Below are 14657 nucleotides of genomic sequence, written 5' to 3'. Positions count from 1 at the left end.
GTTTAATAATCTTACACCAGGGAGGTTTCTATGAATCTCGAAAAGGTACTCATCGCGTTTTGTGCGGCAATGGCGATCGGGCTTCCGGCCTTTGCCACGGCCTGGGCCCAGTCCAAGATAGGCGCTGCGGGAGCGGGGTCGCTCGCGGAAAAACCGGAGCTGACCGGAACCATCGTGATCCTCGTGGCCATTCCTGAAACCATGGTCATCCTCGGCTTTGTCGTCGCCACGATGATCCTCTTTACGGTGAAATAACATGAGTTGCAAAGAATTGATCGACTCGCTCAAAAAAGCGGCTGACGAGCGCATCCGGAAGCTCTGGCAGGATGCGGAGGCAGAGGCCGCGAAGATCAAGGCCGGCGTCACCCTCGGGGCGGAGCAGTTGCGCGCCGATATGGAAAAGAAGAAGGCGATCCTGGCCGGGGACCGGATCAACAGGGCCGTTTCCGAGGCGAACAGCAAGGCGCGGATCGTGAAGCTCTCCGCGGAAAAGAAGCTCTCCGACCGGCTTTACCAGGCCGCGCTGGCCTCCCTCCCTTCGCTCAGGAACAGTGCGTACGAGGCGGTCTTCACAGCCATGACGAAGGAGTTACCTCCCCTCACCTGGCAATCCGTCCGGGTGAATCCCGCGGATGGCGCGCTGGCGCGGAAGCATTTCCCGGGCGCTGAGATCGTCGTTGACGGGGCGATTTCGGGCGGCATGGAGGTGTCCGCCCGGGACGGATCGATCAGGGTTGTCAACACCTTCGAAAAGAGGCTTGAACGGGCGTGGGTCGACATGCAGCCGGACATGATCCGTGATGCCTACCGCGAGGTGAACAATGCAGCATCTCCTGCAGCAGCCCGGCGACCGGGGTTATCCGGCCGAGTATCTTCTGACACGGATACGAGGCAGGCGGTCGCGGCTGATTTCTGACTGGCGGCCGCTCGTGTTCGAAGCCGCCGTGCAGGACTTCCTGTCCTCGAGCCGCTATCAGGGTTTCGTGAGGGAACGCTCGGCCGAGGGCATCTGGAGGAACCTGCTCAGGGAATACCGCTGGGTCTACACGCAGATGAATGGAAAGCTCCGGGAGCTTTTCGCGCCTTACTTCCTGTACAACGAGCTCCGGACCCTGTTCATCTGCCTCCGGCATGTGCGGGAAAAACATGCAGGCCGCGCGGCCGACCTGCTGGAACTGAGCCTCCTCTCCGACGCGATCAAGCGTGTTCTGACCCTCAGCCCGGATGCGGCGGCAGCAGTCGGGGGCATCGAGCAGGCCTTTTGCTCCCTTTCGGGCCGTTTCTCCGGGCTCACAAAATCCCTCGACGAGGGTGGTCTCCGGGCGGTGGAGCAGAAACTGACGAACACGTATCTGTCCATCGTGATGGATGCGCGGCTCCACCCCATCATGAAAAGCTTCTTCGCCCGTCTGATCGACTCGCGCAACATCCTGAGCATGTACAAAAGCATGAGGCAGGAACAGGGCAGGCATCCCGCCTTCCTGCCCGGCGGCGCTATGCCGGAAGTCCGACTCCGGGAGATCATCGCGAAGGAGGACCTCTTCGGCATCTGCTCCCTGGTCCGTGAATTCTCCGGAATTAAGATCGACGCGCCCGACCCCACCAAGGTGGAGATCGCCTTATACAAGGGGATCACCCGCTACCTGAAAAAAGAGGGGCGGGAGCCCTTTGGGATCGGACCCATCCTGGATTATCTCTGGCGATGCTCTCTGGAAGTGACGAACCTGAGCATCCTGTTCGCCGGCAAGGACATCGAACGGGACCTGGTGACGGCGGAGCTGGTGCAGTGAGGAGCAAATCCAACGCATGTTCTGTTATTGCTATTTGATAGTATTTTGAATTGAGATTTTCGGATTGAGCAGACATTTCTGAGGCCCGCATGCGAAAGATAGCCTTCATAACCCCCCGGGACGTCGAACACGGATTCAGCCTGACCGGTCTTGCGCAGCAGATCGCCGAGCCGCTGGAAATGGAAGAAACGCTCAAGAAAACCATGGAGGAGACCGAGAACGGGCTGGTGATCGTGGACGAGAGGCTCATCAATCCCGGCCGGGAGAGCAAAGGACTGTCCGAGGAACGTCTGGGCGAACTGGAGCACCGCTGGCAGGGCATTCTCCTCGTGCTCCCGTCCCCCGAGAAGCCGCCGGCCGAGGTCGAGGACTACGCAGCGCGGCTGATCCGCCGGGCGATCGGGTACCACGTGAGATTGAAACTGTAGTCCCTGAGCAAATGACCCATGAGCCGAGGGACGCGGGCCGTTGGGTTCTCGAAGTCATGTATCTGAGACGGGCGAGTTTCCGTGTCAAGGACAAGACATCTCTCTCATTAAAGGAGCTCGAATATGAGCGGCAGAATACAGGCCATATCAGGACCGACGGTGACCGTCGACCTTAAGGGGTTGAAGCTCTACGAGCGCGTGTACGTTGGCCACGCCATGCTGACCGGCGAGGTCGTCCGGCTCGAAAAGGACAAGGCCGTAATCCAGGTGTACGAGGACACGCGCGGTCTTGCCGTGGGAGAGCCGGTCAAGGGAGTGGGCATGCCGCTCACGGTCCGCCTCGGCCCGGGCCTGCTCGGCGGCATGTTCGACGGCCTGCAGCGGCCGCTGGAGCGGCTTCGGAAGGACATGGGTCCCTTCATCACCCACGGGAAGGAGATATACGCCCTTGACTACATGAAGCGGTGGAAGTTCACGCCGGTGCTGAAAAAGGGCGAAGCGCCGTCGATGGGAACCGTCATCGGGACCGTGGACGAGGGGCCGTTCAAACATTCCATCATGTGCGGAAATTACCGGGGCAGGAAGGCGGCGCGCATCGTAGACGGCGACATCAGCCTCGACGAACCGCTCGGGGAGTATGAGGACGGCACCGAGATCCCGGGGTGCAACGAGTGGCCGGTGCGCATCGCACGGCCCTATCGCAGGAAGTTCCCGCCCGCCGAACCGCTTGTGACGGGTCAGCGCAGCATCGACTTCCTGTTCCCGCTGGCCCGGGGCGGCACGGCTATCTTCCCCGGAGGGTTCGGCACGGGCAAGACCATCCTCGAGCAGGCAGTGGCGAAGTTCGCCGACGTGGACATCGTGGTCTACGTGGGTTGCGGCGAGCGCGGCAACGAGATGGCGGACATGATCGCCGAGTTCGAGGAACTGGAGGACCCCTGGACCAAACGGCCGCTCAGGGAGCGGACGGTCCTCGTCGTGAACACGTCGAACATGCCCGTGGCGGCCCGCGAAGCATCGATCTATACGGCGGTCACCATGGCCGAATATTACCGGGACATGGGCTACCATGTCCTGTTCCTCGCTGACAGCCTTTCGCGCTGGGCCGAGGCCCTGCGCGAGATCTCGGCCTCCCTGGAGGAGATGCCCGGTGAGGAGGGGTATCCCACGTATCTTGCCTCACGGCTGTCGGGATTTCTCGAACGCGCCGGCGTGGTAGAGACGATGAATGGCCGGATCGGCTCGCTCAGCATGATCCTGTCCGTTTCCCCCCCGGGCGGTGACTTCACCGAGCCGGTGACCCAGGCATGTCTCCGGACAACCGGCGCGTTTCTCATGCTGGACACGTCGCTCGCCCACAGGCGCCACTATCCCGCGATCAACTGGTTCCAGAGCTACTCGCTCTACGGCCGGGAGGTCTCCGGTCATTACCGGGACAAGGTCTCCGCGGAGTGGGACGCGCAGCTTGTGCGCTGCCGGCAGATCCTCCAGCAGGAGGAGGCGCTCAGGGAAGTGGCCGAGATCGTGGGGGCCGAGGGCCTCCAGGACACGGACCGCTTGCTGATGCGGACGGCGGAGCGGATCAGGACCGAATTCCTGCAGCAGAACGCCTACAGCGAAGATGCCTTCTCGCCGCCGGACAGGACCTTCGGGATCATTCGGGGGATCGTGGAAGCCCATGACCGCGCCACGCAGAACCTGAAGCAGGGCATGGCGCTGGAAGAGGCCGTGAAATAAGGCGGGAGACCAAGGACGAGGGACGAGTGGCACCCGGCCGCTCATCACCGAGGTGAACATGAGACTTTCAGAACATACTTACCGTACCATATCGACCGTGGCGGGACCGCTCATTTTCGTTCAGAACGTGTTCAGCGCCCGCATCGGGGAGGTGGTAACGGTCCATGCGCCCGACGGCAGGGACATGGAGGCCGAGGTGCTCGAGATCGACGGAGACACGGCGCTCGTCGAGGTTTACGGCGGCACGCAGGGGCTGGACATCGAACGGACGTCGGTGTCCTTCACCGATGCGATCAAGAAGGTGCCGCTGTCCGAGGACATCGTGGGAAGGATCTTCAACGGCTCCTTCTCGCCGCTGGACGGAGCGCCCATGTTCATCCCCGAGAAATGGACGCCGATCACCGGAGCCCCCATCAACCCGTCGGCGCGCGCCCGGCCCGCCGACTTTATCGAGACCGGTTTCTCGCCCATCGACGGCCTGAACACGCTGGTGCGGGGCCAGAAGCTGCCCATATTCTCCGCCGCGGGCCTGCCGTCGAAGGAGGTCGTCGCCTCGATCCTGAAGAACTCCCGGCTCGCCGATCCGTCGAAGCGGTTCATCGTGGTCTTCGCCGCCCTGGGCCTCACGTTCCACGAGTACTCGTACTACCTGAAGGTGCTCGAGGAGATGAAGACGGGGTTCGCGGCCTTCGTGAACATGGCCGATGAGCCTGTGATGGAGCGGCTGCTCGCGCCGCGATTCGCGCTGACCGTCGCGGAGTACCTGGCCTTCGAAAAGGGGATGGACATCCTGGTCATCATCACGGACATGACGAACTACTGCGACGCCCTGCGCGAGATATCTACGGCGCGCGAGGAACTGCCGGGGAGGCGCGGCTATCCCGGATACATGTACTCGGACCTGGCTTCCCTGTACGAGCGCGCCGGCAGGATCCACGGCATGGCGGGATCGGTCACGATGCTGCCGGTCGTCACCATGCCCGAGGACGACATCACCCATCCCATCCCGGACCTGACGGGCTACATCACGGAGGGCCAGATCGTGCTCTCCCGCGAGCTGCACCAGCAGGGTGTCTTCCCGCCCATCGACGTGCTTCCCAGCCTGTCGCGGCTGATGCAGAAGGGGATCGGCGAAGGGCTCACCCGGGCCGACCACCGGAAGGTATCGAACCATCTCTACAAGTACTACGCCAAGGGAAGGGACCTCCGGAGGCTCGAAGCGATCGTGGGCAGGGACGGCATGACCAAAGGCGACATCCTGATGCTTGACTTCGCCAATGCCTTCGAGCACGAGTTCGTGGGCCAGGGGACGACGCGCAGGACCGTGTTCGAGACCCTGGACACGGGCCTGGAGCTCATGAAGAAATTCTCGCTCGAGGTGAAGTGAGCGAAGAACCTGAAGTTTATCGTAACCACGGACGGCTTCGCCGCATCACGAAGAGAATTACGGATAGAAGCAAGCTTCGGCCTTCTCCGTGTGTCCGCGCAGCGGACCCGTGGTTTAAGCAAGGTCTCAGCATCCTCTATCGTAGACAGCGGCTGAACACTCACGAGGTCCCATGATCCATCCTACCCGCACAAATCTCCTGATGCTGAAGGACAAGACCCGGTCCGTGGTCAACAGCGTCGGGATCCTGAAGGCGCGGAAACAGGCCCTCATCAAGGAGTTCCTGACCGCGACGCTTCCGTTTCTCCGATCCCGCGAGGACATCCGCAAATCCTACGGCAAGGCCCTGCGGGAGCTGGCCGTGGCGGTCGGGCGTGAAGGCCGGGACACGGTCGCTTCGATTGCCGCGGCCTCGGCGCGGGACTTCAAGATCGACGTGATCGAGAAGAGCATCTGGGGCCTGCGGTACAAGGACATTGTGTTCCATGATGCCCCGGTGCGCGACGCCGACAGCCGGGGGTACGACGAATACTCCACGACGCCGCACCTCGAAGAGGGAACGCTGCTGTTCGAAAAGCTGCTCGAGTCCATGCTGCACATCGCTGAGTACGAGAGCAAGCTCAAGCGGCTGGGCGACGAGATCATGCGGACGACGCGCCGGATCAAGGTGCTCGAAGAGATGGTGCTTCCCACCCTCAAGTCCCAGATCAAGACGATCACGCAGTACATCGGCGAGCGCGAACGGGAATCCTTTTATCGCTTGAAGAGAGTGAAGAACATCCTGACCGCGAAGGAAGAGGAACAGGTAAAGGAGTCCCTGCTCAGGATCTCCGCAGGCGCGGAGAAAACAGCGGCTTCGCCGGTCCCTTCGGTCAGTCCGGTCGGCTCCTGACCGCATATCTCAAAAAACGTTGAAGGGTCGCTCCCGACGCCACCGAGCCCGGGCATGATGGAATGGCACGTTGCCAGGTCCGTGCCTATCCGTATGCCTTACGGGCTTCGTTGCGCCGGCCTCGGAGGAAACTTGAAAGGAGATAGTACGGAACGCGGGGCGCGATCCACCGGGCGAAGTGGCGATAGTCGGAGTTGCCGGCGGCTATCTCGAGATATCGTTCGAGGGGGCCCTTATTGTCGAAGAAGATCCGTATGAAGAGTCCCGGGAAACGGTCCACTCCTCTCGCCAGCCGGTAGGCGATTCGCAGGTCCTTCCAGATCCGGCGCTCGCATGCCGCTGCATAGCGGGATGCCGTATCCTCCGGATCCCCGCCCTTTCTGATGCCCTCGACGATCGCTGTTGCTGCGAGCTTCCCGGACAGGATGGCGTGCGCAATCCCCTCTCCGTGAAAAGGGTCCGCGAATCCGGCAGCATCGCCCGCCAGCAGGACCCGCCCTGCCGCAACCCTGCGGTTGATGCCTCCGAGCGGTATGAACCTGCCCTGCGGCGGCCCGAAATTGATTCCGAGGTTACTGCCGAATGCCTCCAGAACGTCCCGGGGATGATCAAGGTGGGAAGCCAGCCCGGCAATACCGAACGAATAATGGCCTTGGTGAGGAAACAGCCACCCGTAGCCCAGGTCGGCGATCCCGAAATAGAGGCCGATCATATCCCGCGGGAGCCCGTCTCTCCGTACGTCGTCCGGCTTGACCGGGGTGACCAGGGCGAGGACTGTTTCATCCTTACGGAAAGCGGGCCTCACAAAATGCGCGACCCTGCTCTGCACGCCGTCCGTACCGACCACATAGCTGGCCTCGTAGGTGTTTGCCTCCGTACGGACAATTGCATTGCTGCCGGTGTTCTGTACCTCGATGACGGTCTCACCTTGGAGGAACCGCGCGCCCGCCGCGACGGCCTGGTCGGCAAGATAGGCGTCGAAGCGGGCCCGATCGATGAGCACGGCGATCGGCCTGTCCATGCGGACCTCGGTCCGCGAACCGTTGCAGTATATGCGTGCGCCGCGGCACTCCTGCTCAATAAGACTGTCAGGGAGCGGAAAGTCCAGAAGGGACCTGCCGTGCACGGAGAGCGCGCCGCCGCAGGGCTTTTGCCTGGGGAATACGGCCTTGTCCAGAAGCAGAGTGCGGAGCCCGTTCAACGCGCACGCGCGCGCGCAGGTTGAGCCTGCCGGACCGGCGCCGACCACGATCACATCATAAGGCGAATTCCCCGATTCCATGAATCCTCCCTGTGCAACGGTTTATGAACCGATGAGTCTATTTTAGCAGAACAGACGCTTCAATTCCACGGGACGATCTTTGCAGCAGCGGAGGATGCACCGGTCCGCCGGCGGTGTCCGGGTCGGGTCCCTGGCAGGAAATTTCACTAACATTCCTTCCGTTCTTTTGATACACTGTCACAAATCGCGGCGAAAAGTACGCTGGGGAAAGCAGTGGGGAGATCGGGTGGTCGACCGTGTTCTGTTGATCGGGCCGAGGGACCGTGAACCGGGAAAACGCAGGATTACCCCACGTAAGGGGACTGGACCTAGGGAACCATGCAGGACCGGGAAATGAAGGACATGCTCGTGGAATACATGGGCAGGGGCTTCCTCGACAACATTATTGCGCTCTTCAGGCAGGACGGGACGCTCTACCGCTTCATTCCGGACATGCTCGGTGAAGAGAGCCTCCATGTGCGGCTCGGGACCGTTGCGCTGGTCGAAGAGCTGGTCAAGGACCATCGCCAGGAGCTTCGGAACGCGGTGCCGGGCCTCATTGAACTGCTTAAGCATGAAAACCCGACGATCAGGGGGGATGCCGCATCAATGCTGGGGACCATCAGGGACGGGTCCGCGCGAGAGGCGCTGAAGGCCTGTTTGCAGGACAGCCATCCCGGGGTACGCGAAGCGGCGCAAGAAGCGCTCTCGGACATAGAATAATCGGATGCAGCAGGGCGCCGGATCAGTGCAGCGCCTGCAGTTTTCGCAGGGTATGCGCAATGAGGACGCCCGAGAGGGAAAGCATGCCCGTGATGCCGATGAACGTGATAAGGAAATAAAAGGCCTTCTTGGAGGGCGGCAGTGCCGCAGGCCTGAGGGAACGGAAATAGACGAGGATGCTGAAGCCCAGCCCGAAGAGAAAGGAACCGAGTTCGATCATGGCAGCATGATAGCCCAATCCTTCCCGTCCTGTCAATCCCGCGGGTAAAACAGCGTGTTAAAAGGATTTTTCATTTGACAGGCTTTCCGCTCTCGATTAATATTCAAATTGCCATGAAGCGCGACGACAATGACGACGAGAGCGGCTGGGAATACGGGGACGCCTGGAAGCAGGGTTCGCCTGATGAAACAGCGAGCGGCAACGACGTGGAGTACGTCGAGGTTCTCCGTACGGACACCGGCAGGGGATATGACGACTCCCTGATGCTGGATCTCGTCTCTTTTCTCGGTTCCCGGGGGATACGGGCGACCTATGATTCATTTTCCCTGGGACTCGAGCCGGCTGCGATCAAGACCTATGTGCTCAAGGTCGAGGCGGGAAAAGAAGCTGAGGCGATCGCATATTTGAAAGAAAAGAAACCGTAGGGAGCATCCGGGGCGGGATTAAAACCGGCCCTTACGACCTGCCCCTGGCCTGATAATCTATTCGCAGAGGAGCTGCATATGTCGGAAGAGAAGGAAGTGAAGGAACTGGATGAATCGCTCGACACGTACAAGTCGAAGGTCTCGCAGGTGAACAAAGCGACCCTCACCTGGGACAAGGAGCTCATCTTTGTCGGCCGGACGAACCGGGGATACGAGGTCGAGTACGACGCGCAGCAGCAGTGGGGCTGTTCCCCGACGGAGACGCTGCTCCTGAGCGTGGCCGCGTGCATGGGCATAGACATGGTCTCGTTCCTGAAGAAGATGAAGTGCGAGATCAAGACCTACAAGATGGACATCATGGGCGAACGCAACCCGACGCCGCCGCAGTACTACACCTCCATCGAGATGATCATTTCGGTATCAGGCGCGGGACTGACGGCAAAGAAGATCGAGCGGGCGATCGCCCTGTCCCACGACAAGTACTGTTCCGTCTACCATTCGCTCAGAAAAGACATGAAGGTGAAGGTGGATTACACGTTCGAGAACGCATGAGGCTTGCCACAACGGTACAATCCGACCGGGAAATTTCAGATTGTATTTTTCACGGGCGATCAGCCGGCATCGACGTGCCTTCCCGCATACCGTGAATTATCAATCCACCCCTTGCACCGTATTCTGTACGATTTTGCCCTATGACCACCGTGCGTCTTCTGAAAAACGGAGTGGAGGCTTTCCCGGCCATGTTCGACGCTGTCGATCGGGCGCAGTCCTGCATATCGCTGGAGATGTATGTCTTCGCGGATGACGGGACCGGGAGAGAATTCCGGGAACACCTGCTCGGGGCGGCCGGCCGGGGCGTTCAGGTCATGGTCCTTGTCGATGCCTGGGGCTCCTGGCAGCTGCAGGATTCGTTCTGGGACGGGTTGCGGGCAGCCGGGGGCATGGTGCGCTGGTTTCATCCGATCGCCAAAGGCCTGCTGACCTTCCGGAATCACCGGAAAATGCTCTTGATCGACGACCGCAAGGCCTACATCGGCGGCATGAACATCGCCGATGAATATTACCGGGGCTCGCAGGGCGCGATGCCGTGGCGGGATAACATGCTCGAGATCACCGGGACCGAGGTCGCCCGCCTTCGCCGGTCCTTTTCACGGATGTGGAAAAAGGCCGATGCGTCTTTGCGAAGAATCTTCTTCAGCCTCCGGCGGCGGCGCTTCCTCAATACGATTCCCACCGGCACGGTCCGGTTCCTCGAAAGCGGGCCGGAAAACCCGCTGCGGCCCGTTCGCAGGATTTACCACCATGTGATCCAGAACGCGGTCTCGAACATTGATCTTGCCATGGGATACTTTTATCCCCATGGCCGCATGCTGCTGGCCATCAAGCGGGCGGTCAAGCGCGGGGTCCGTGTCCGGCTCCTGTTCCCCCGCAAAACCGACGTGCCTGCCGCCCGGTGGGCCGCCCGCGGACTCTATGGCAGGATACTGCGGGCCGGCGTCGAGGTCTGGGAATACCTGCCCGCCATGATGCACGCCAAACTGGCCCTCGCCGATGACATCGTCATCGCGGGGTCGGCCAACCTGGACATCAGGAGCGGCATGTTCAACTACGAGCTGGTGGCGGTCGTGAAAGACCCCGCGCTTGCAGCCCAGGCCCGGGCCGATTTCGAGCAAGACCTCGCACTGTCGGCCCCGGTCAGGCTCGAGGAATGGAGGAAGAGGCCATTCATCCAGAAAGTGATGGAACGGATCAGCTACTGCCTTCTGGCGCGGGTGGACATCTTTCTGTCGCGTTCCCGGCTTGCAAGGCGCATGCGGTAAACAAGGCCGCGCCGGCCCGCCGGTGTCGCGGCACAGCGGGCTTCACGCTCTATTCAATCAGGAGGAGTAATGCAGATCAAGGGATCCAGAACGGAAAAGAACCTGCTTTCGGCCTTTGCCGGGGAATCGCAGGCCAGGAACCGCTACACCTTTTTCGCCAGCGCGGCCAAAAAGGAAGGGTACGAACAGATCGCCGCGATTTTTCTCGAGACCGCGGACAACGAGAAGGAGCATGCCAAGCGGTTCTTCAAGTTCCTGGAAGGCGGCATGGCCGAATTCACGGCATTATTCCCGGCGGGCATCATCGGCACCACGGCCCAGAACCTGAAGTCCGCCGCCGAAGGGGAGCACGAGGAGTGGACGAAGCTGTATCCCGGCTTCGGCGACATCGCGGAACAGGAAGGCTTCCCGGGAGTCGCGGCCGCGTTCCGGTATATCGCGAAGGTCGAGGTCGAGCACGAGAAGCGGTACCGGAAGCTGCTGGACAATGTGGAAGCCGGGAAGGTGTTCAAGAGGGACAAGCCTGTCACGTGGAAGTGCCTGAACTGCGGCTACCATCATGAAGGAACCGAGGCACCGGAACTGTGCCCCACCTGCCTGCACCCGAAGAGCTATTTTGAGATCTGGATGGAGAATTATTGAGCAGAGGTTGCGGTTTTCCTCATTTTTCAGGCTAATTCCCTGTTGCATTAGCCTGACCTCCCGGGTATAATATCGCACTGTTTAGAGGGAGGATTGGATCACCATGGACATGAAAGACTGGAAGGTCACGGAAGCGCCGACCTGTCCGCATTGCAATTCCGTGATGGAGCAGATGGATTCACGGTACCTGGACTGGGATTCCCCCTATCTCTGGGTGTGTTTTAACAATGACTGTACCCTGTTCAAAAAGGGCTGGAACCATATGATGGAGACCGTCGGTCAGCTGGTTTCCTACCGGTTCATGATCCATCCGCAGAACGGGGAAAAGGGCGTGATCCCCGCCTTCAGCCAGCAGTACCTGCAGAAGAACGGCAAGCCGTCGAACCCGAATTACGACCTGGACTGACAGCTCGGTAAATCGTGAAAATGCAAAAGCCGGGACCCCCTGAAGGGATCCCGGCTTTTTTTTTCGCAGGATCGGCCTGCTGTGGCCGTCCGATCGACCTACGTCTCTACGGCGTCTGATCGAGATCGGGCACCTGTTCCATGGCAGGGATGGCGGCCTCAGCCGTTAGTAACCGGTGATGTAGTCCTTGAGATAATGGATCTCGGAATGCAGCTTGCTGACCTGGGTCTGGACGATGTCTCGGACCGAGAGCATGCCCACGACGCGGTTATTCTCGAACACGGGCAGGTGCCTGATGTTCTTTTCAACCATGATCGCGGAGATGTCGTTCACGTCGTCCTCCGGCATGGCGATGATCAGGTCGCAGACCATGTGGTCCTTCACCTTTATGTCCTTGAAGCTCTTCGCGGCGGCCGCAATATAGCTCCGCACGACGTCACGCTCCGTGAAGATGCCGACGGTTTTACCCTGGTCGGTCACCATGAGCGCGCTGATCTTGCGGGCGTGCATCGACCGGATGGCGTCCTCGACGGAGCTGTCGGCGTCGATGGAGACGATGTCCTTTCCCTTCGTATCAAGCAAAGCCCTGACCTTCATGCTTCACCTCCGCGTACTGCCTGTTTATCACCCCGGCCCACGGGATCTAAATTGTAACGATTATAGCATAGGACGGTTCCCAACGCTACAGGGATTCGAGGCTTTTTGCTTCCCCCACGCGGTGGAGCTTCATCATGTTCGTGCTGCCCGCGACGCCGACCGGCACGCCGGCGGTGATCACGATCAGGTCCCGCGCACCGACGATCCTCTGGCGGAGCATCGCCCGTTCCACGCTCATGATCATGTCGTCGGTCGTGCGCTTGGTCCTGACCAGGATGGGCATGACGCCCCAGTACAGCGAAACCAGCCGCGCGATCCTTTCCATGGGCGTGGCCGCTATGATGCTCATTGCCGGCCGGTGCTTGGATACCAGCAGGGCCGTGGAACCGGACTGGGTAAAGGCCACGATCGCGGCGGCCTTCTGCTCCTCGGCAGCCCGGCAGGCCGCGTGGGCCACGCTCTCGCCGGCGCTCGACACGCGAACATCGGGCGGTATGGGGCTGAGCGACGTTTCGGCCTGGACCGCGATCCGCGCCATGACCTCCACGGCCAGGACCGGGTGTTTCCCCATGGCCGTTTCGCCGGAGAGCATCACACAATCCGTGCCGTCCAGGATGGCATTGGCCACGTCCGAGGCCTCGGCGCGTGTGGGCTGGGGACTTTCGATCATGCTTTCGAGCATCTGCGTCGCGGTGATGACCGGCTTTTCGGAGTGGTTGCAGGCGCTGATGATCTTTTTCTGGAGCAGCGGCACCTGCTCTGCCGAGACCTCCACGCCGAGGTCTCCCCGGGCAACCATGATCCCGTCGGCCGCCGCGATGATCTCGTCCAGGTTCGTCAAGGCCTCAGGCTTCTCGATCTTCGCGATGATCGGCGTCTGCCTGCCGAGCGTGCGCAGGAACCGGCGCGTGTTCACGATATCGGCGGCCGAACGGACGAAGGAAAGGGCGATGTAGTCGACGCCCTGCTCCGCGCCGAAGGAGATGTCCTGACGGTCCTTGGCTGACAGCGACGGGAGCGAGAGGCGGGCGCCCGGAAGGTTCACGCCCTTGTGGCTGCGCAGCATGCCCCCGATCACGACCCTGCAGGCGAGGTTGCCGCGGGACCTGCCCAGGACCCTGAGCTCAAGCCTGCCGTCGTCCAGGAGCACGCGGTCATGGACCCGGAGGTCCTTCGCGAGGCGGGGGTACGTTATGGAGATCAGCTCGCCGGTCCCGACGACCCTGCGGGTGGTGAGCATCAGCTCCGCGCCCTTCCTGAGGGCCACGGCGCCGTCCCGCATCTCGCCCACGCGCAGCTTGGGCCCCTGCAGGTCCTGGATGATCGCGATGTGTTTGCCCGCTTTCGTTGCCTCGGCGCGGATCATGCGGATCCGTTTTCGGTGGTCCTGACGGTCTCCGTGGGAGAAGTTGAGCCGCGCGGCATCCATGCCGGCGTGGATCAGCCTGGCGATGACGGCGGGTGAACTGGATGCCGGTCCGATGGTGGCGATGATCTTCGTGCGCTTGTGCATGGGAACTCCCGTTGCTCCCTGTTTAACCGCGGATGAAAACGGTAAAAATGCCACAACAGCGGGTATTCGTAGTATAACAGAAAGGCGGATCAATTTTCATGGATTCCGTCTTGCGATTATCCCGAAACGTGTCTGTTATCTGGGTTTAACCGTGTTCATCCGTGGTTCATTAAGGTTCGATTTTCACCAATTCGTACTTCCTGGTTCCCAGACCCAGACGCTCAGCCTCGTCGATCTGGATCTGCATGGGCCGGGGATTCAGCCTGGACAGGACGTCGTCGCCGGGCTTGACGCCGGCCTCCTCCGCCGCGGACTGGGGCAGGGGAGGGGCGGCTTTGAGCATGTCCAGGGACGCCTGCTCGATGGCGACAAGGTCATCGGAGACCATGATGCCCTGGTCCTGGACCACGGGGACATCGGCCACGGGCATGCAGTCGCACTCGGGCTGGACCTCGTAGAGGAAGTTGGCGTACACGACCTTGCCCTTCTTGAATGTCGAGAGCACCGCGGCAGCAGCCTCGGCCAGGCTCTTCTGGAACGTCACGTCGTCCTCGGGAAGCGTGAGCGCACCTTCCTGGCACACCCGGGAGCACCTGCCGCAATGCCAGCACAGGTTCTGGTCCACGACGAAGGCGCCTTCCTTGAAGTCGATGGCGTGGAGGGGGCAGATGCTCTTGCACTGTTCGCAGAAGCTGCAGATCTCGGGGTTCCATTGGAGCGCCGCCTCGCCGTGGCAGTGCATGCTTCCGCGTCCCTTCTTCCAGCCGTGCTCCCGGTGGCGAGAACTGACGCAGCCCATGGCCAGGTTCTTGAGCG

Annotated in this window: 18 protein-coding genes; 13 read left to right on the top strand and 5 right to left on the bottom strand. The window is 61.1% G+C overall.

Going from position 1 to position 14657, the window contains the following annotated elements:
- Nucleotides 1-30 precede the first annotated feature (30 nt).
- The 7 genes from VL197_06680 (at nucleotide 31) to VL197_06650 (ending at nucleotide 6234) form a co-directional block, all read left to right on the top strand.
- Nucleotides 31-255: an ATPase gene (locus tag VL197_06680; GenBank protein ID HUJ17661.1), complete on the top strand. Its 225-nt coding sequence runs from the start codon at nucleotides 31-33 to the stop codon at nucleotides 253-255.
- Nucleotide 256: 1 nt separating this feature from the next.
- Entirely contained in the window at nucleotides 257-916 is a 660-nt protein-coding gene (locus VL197_06675; GenBank protein HUJ17660.1) for a V-type ATP synthase subunit E, read from the top strand.
- Complete coding sequence (locus tag VL197_06670) at nucleotides 822-1790, top strand: V-type ATPase subunit (GenBank protein HUJ17659.1); 969 nt, start codon at nucleotides 822-824, stop codon at nucleotides 1788-1790. The genes VL197_06675 and VL197_06670 overlap by 95 nt, the downstream gene beginning before the upstream one ends.
- A gap of 89 nt (nucleotides 1791-1879) precedes the next feature.
- Entirely contained in the window at nucleotides 1880-2218 is a 339-nt protein-coding gene (locus tag VL197_06665) for a V-type ATP synthase subunit F (GenBank protein HUJ17658.1), read from the top strand.
- A 123-nt stretch (nucleotides 2219-2341) separates the two neighbouring features.
- On the top strand, nucleotides 2342-3955 hold the full coding sequence (locus VL197_06660) for a V-type ATP synthase subunit A (protein HUJ17657.1): 1614 nt from the start codon (nucleotides 2342-2344) through the stop codon (nucleotides 3953-3955).
- Between the two features lie 58 nt (nucleotides 3956-4013).
- The gene (locus tag VL197_06655) at nucleotides 4014-5342 is read left to right on the top strand and encodes a V-type ATP synthase subunit B (protein ID HUJ17656.1); all 1329 of its coding nucleotides are present in this window, start codon (nucleotides 4014-4016) and stop codon (nucleotides 5340-5342) included.
- Between the two features lie 172 nt (nucleotides 5343-5514).
- Complete coding sequence (locus VL197_06650) at nucleotides 5515-6234, top strand: V-type ATP synthase subunit D (GenBank protein HUJ17655.1); 720 nt, start codon at nucleotides 5515-5517, stop codon at nucleotides 6232-6234.
- Between the two features lie 85 nt (nucleotides 6235-6319).
- On the opposite strand, the gene VL197_06645 is transcribed toward VL197_06650, so the two are convergent.
- A complete protein-coding gene (locus VL197_06645; protein HUJ17654.1) occupies nucleotides 6320-7516 on the bottom strand; it encodes a geranylgeranyl reductase family protein in 1197 nt (398 codons plus the stop codon).
- Nucleotides 7517-7849: 333 nt separating this feature from the next.
- On the opposite strand from VL197_06645, the gene VL197_06640 reads away from it, so the two are divergent.
- Complete coding sequence (locus VL197_06640) at nucleotides 7850-8218, top strand: HEAT repeat domain-containing protein (protein HUJ17653.1); 369 nt, start codon at nucleotides 7850-7852, stop codon at nucleotides 8216-8218.
- Nucleotides 8219-8240: 22 nt separating this feature from the next.
- On the opposite strand, the gene VL197_06635 is transcribed toward VL197_06640, so the two are convergent.
- Nucleotides 8241-8456, bottom strand: coding sequence for a hypothetical protein (locus tag VL197_06635; protein HUJ17652.1), 216 nt, complete (start codon nucleotides 8454-8456; stop codon nucleotides 8241-8243).
- A gap of 56 nt (nucleotides 8457-8512) precedes the next feature.
- Between VL197_06635 and VL197_06630 the strand changes: the two genes are divergently transcribed.
- The 5 genes from VL197_06630 (at nucleotide 8513) to VL197_06610 (ending at nucleotide 11731) form a co-directional block, all read left to right on the top strand.
- Complete coding sequence (locus VL197_06630; protein HUJ17651.1) at nucleotides 8513-8863, top strand: hypothetical protein; 351 nt, start codon at nucleotides 8513-8515, stop codon at nucleotides 8861-8863.
- A gap of 78 nt (nucleotides 8864-8941) precedes the next feature.
- Entirely contained in the window at nucleotides 8942-9415 is a 474-nt protein-coding gene (locus VL197_06625; GenBank protein ID HUJ17650.1) for an OsmC family protein, read from the top strand.
- A gap of 140 nt (nucleotides 9416-9555) precedes the next feature.
- Nucleotides 9556-10683 (top strand): phospholipase D-like domain-containing protein, encoded by a 1128-nt coding sequence (locus VL197_06620; GenBank protein ID HUJ17649.1) that lies wholly within the window; start codon nucleotides 9556-9558, stop codon nucleotides 10681-10683.
- A 69-nt stretch (nucleotides 10684-10752) separates the two neighbouring features.
- Nucleotides 10753-11325, top strand: coding sequence for a rubrerythrin family protein (locus VL197_06615; GenBank protein HUJ17648.1), 573 nt, complete (start codon nucleotides 10753-10755; stop codon nucleotides 11323-11325).
- A gap of 103 nt (nucleotides 11326-11428) precedes the next feature.
- Nucleotides 11429-11731: a hypothetical protein gene (locus tag VL197_06610; protein ID HUJ17647.1), complete on the top strand. Its 303-nt coding sequence runs from the start codon at nucleotides 11429-11431 to the stop codon at nucleotides 11729-11731.
- A 165-nt stretch (nucleotides 11732-11896) separates the two neighbouring features.
- Here VL197_06610 and VL197_06605 read toward each other — a convergent pair whose 3' ends face one another.
- The 3 genes from VL197_06605 to VL197_06595 all read right to left on the bottom strand — a co-directional run.
- Nucleotides 11897-12328, bottom strand: coding sequence for a CBS domain-containing protein (locus VL197_06605; protein ID HUJ17646.1), 432 nt, complete (start codon nucleotides 12326-12328; stop codon nucleotides 11897-11899).
- A gap of 85 nt (nucleotides 12329-12413) precedes the next feature.
- Nucleotides 12414-13841: a pyruvate kinase gene (gene pyk / locus VL197_06600; GenBank protein ID HUJ17645.1), complete on the bottom strand. Its 1428-nt coding sequence runs from the start codon at nucleotides 13839-13841 to the stop codon at nucleotides 12414-12416.
- A 169-nt stretch (nucleotides 13842-14010) separates the two neighbouring features.
- The coding region (locus tag VL197_06595; GenBank protein HUJ17644.1) for a 4Fe-4S binding protein at nucleotides 14011-14657 on the bottom strand (647 nt) is incomplete at its 5' end.

This window comes from Nitrospirota bacterium (genome assembly GCA_035516965.1).
Classification (GTDB): Bacteria; Nitrospirota; UBA9217; order UBA9217; family UBA9217; genus MHEA01.
Note: the sequence above shows the minus strand (reverse complement) of the source record. Positions and strands in the feature narration are given on the sequence as shown.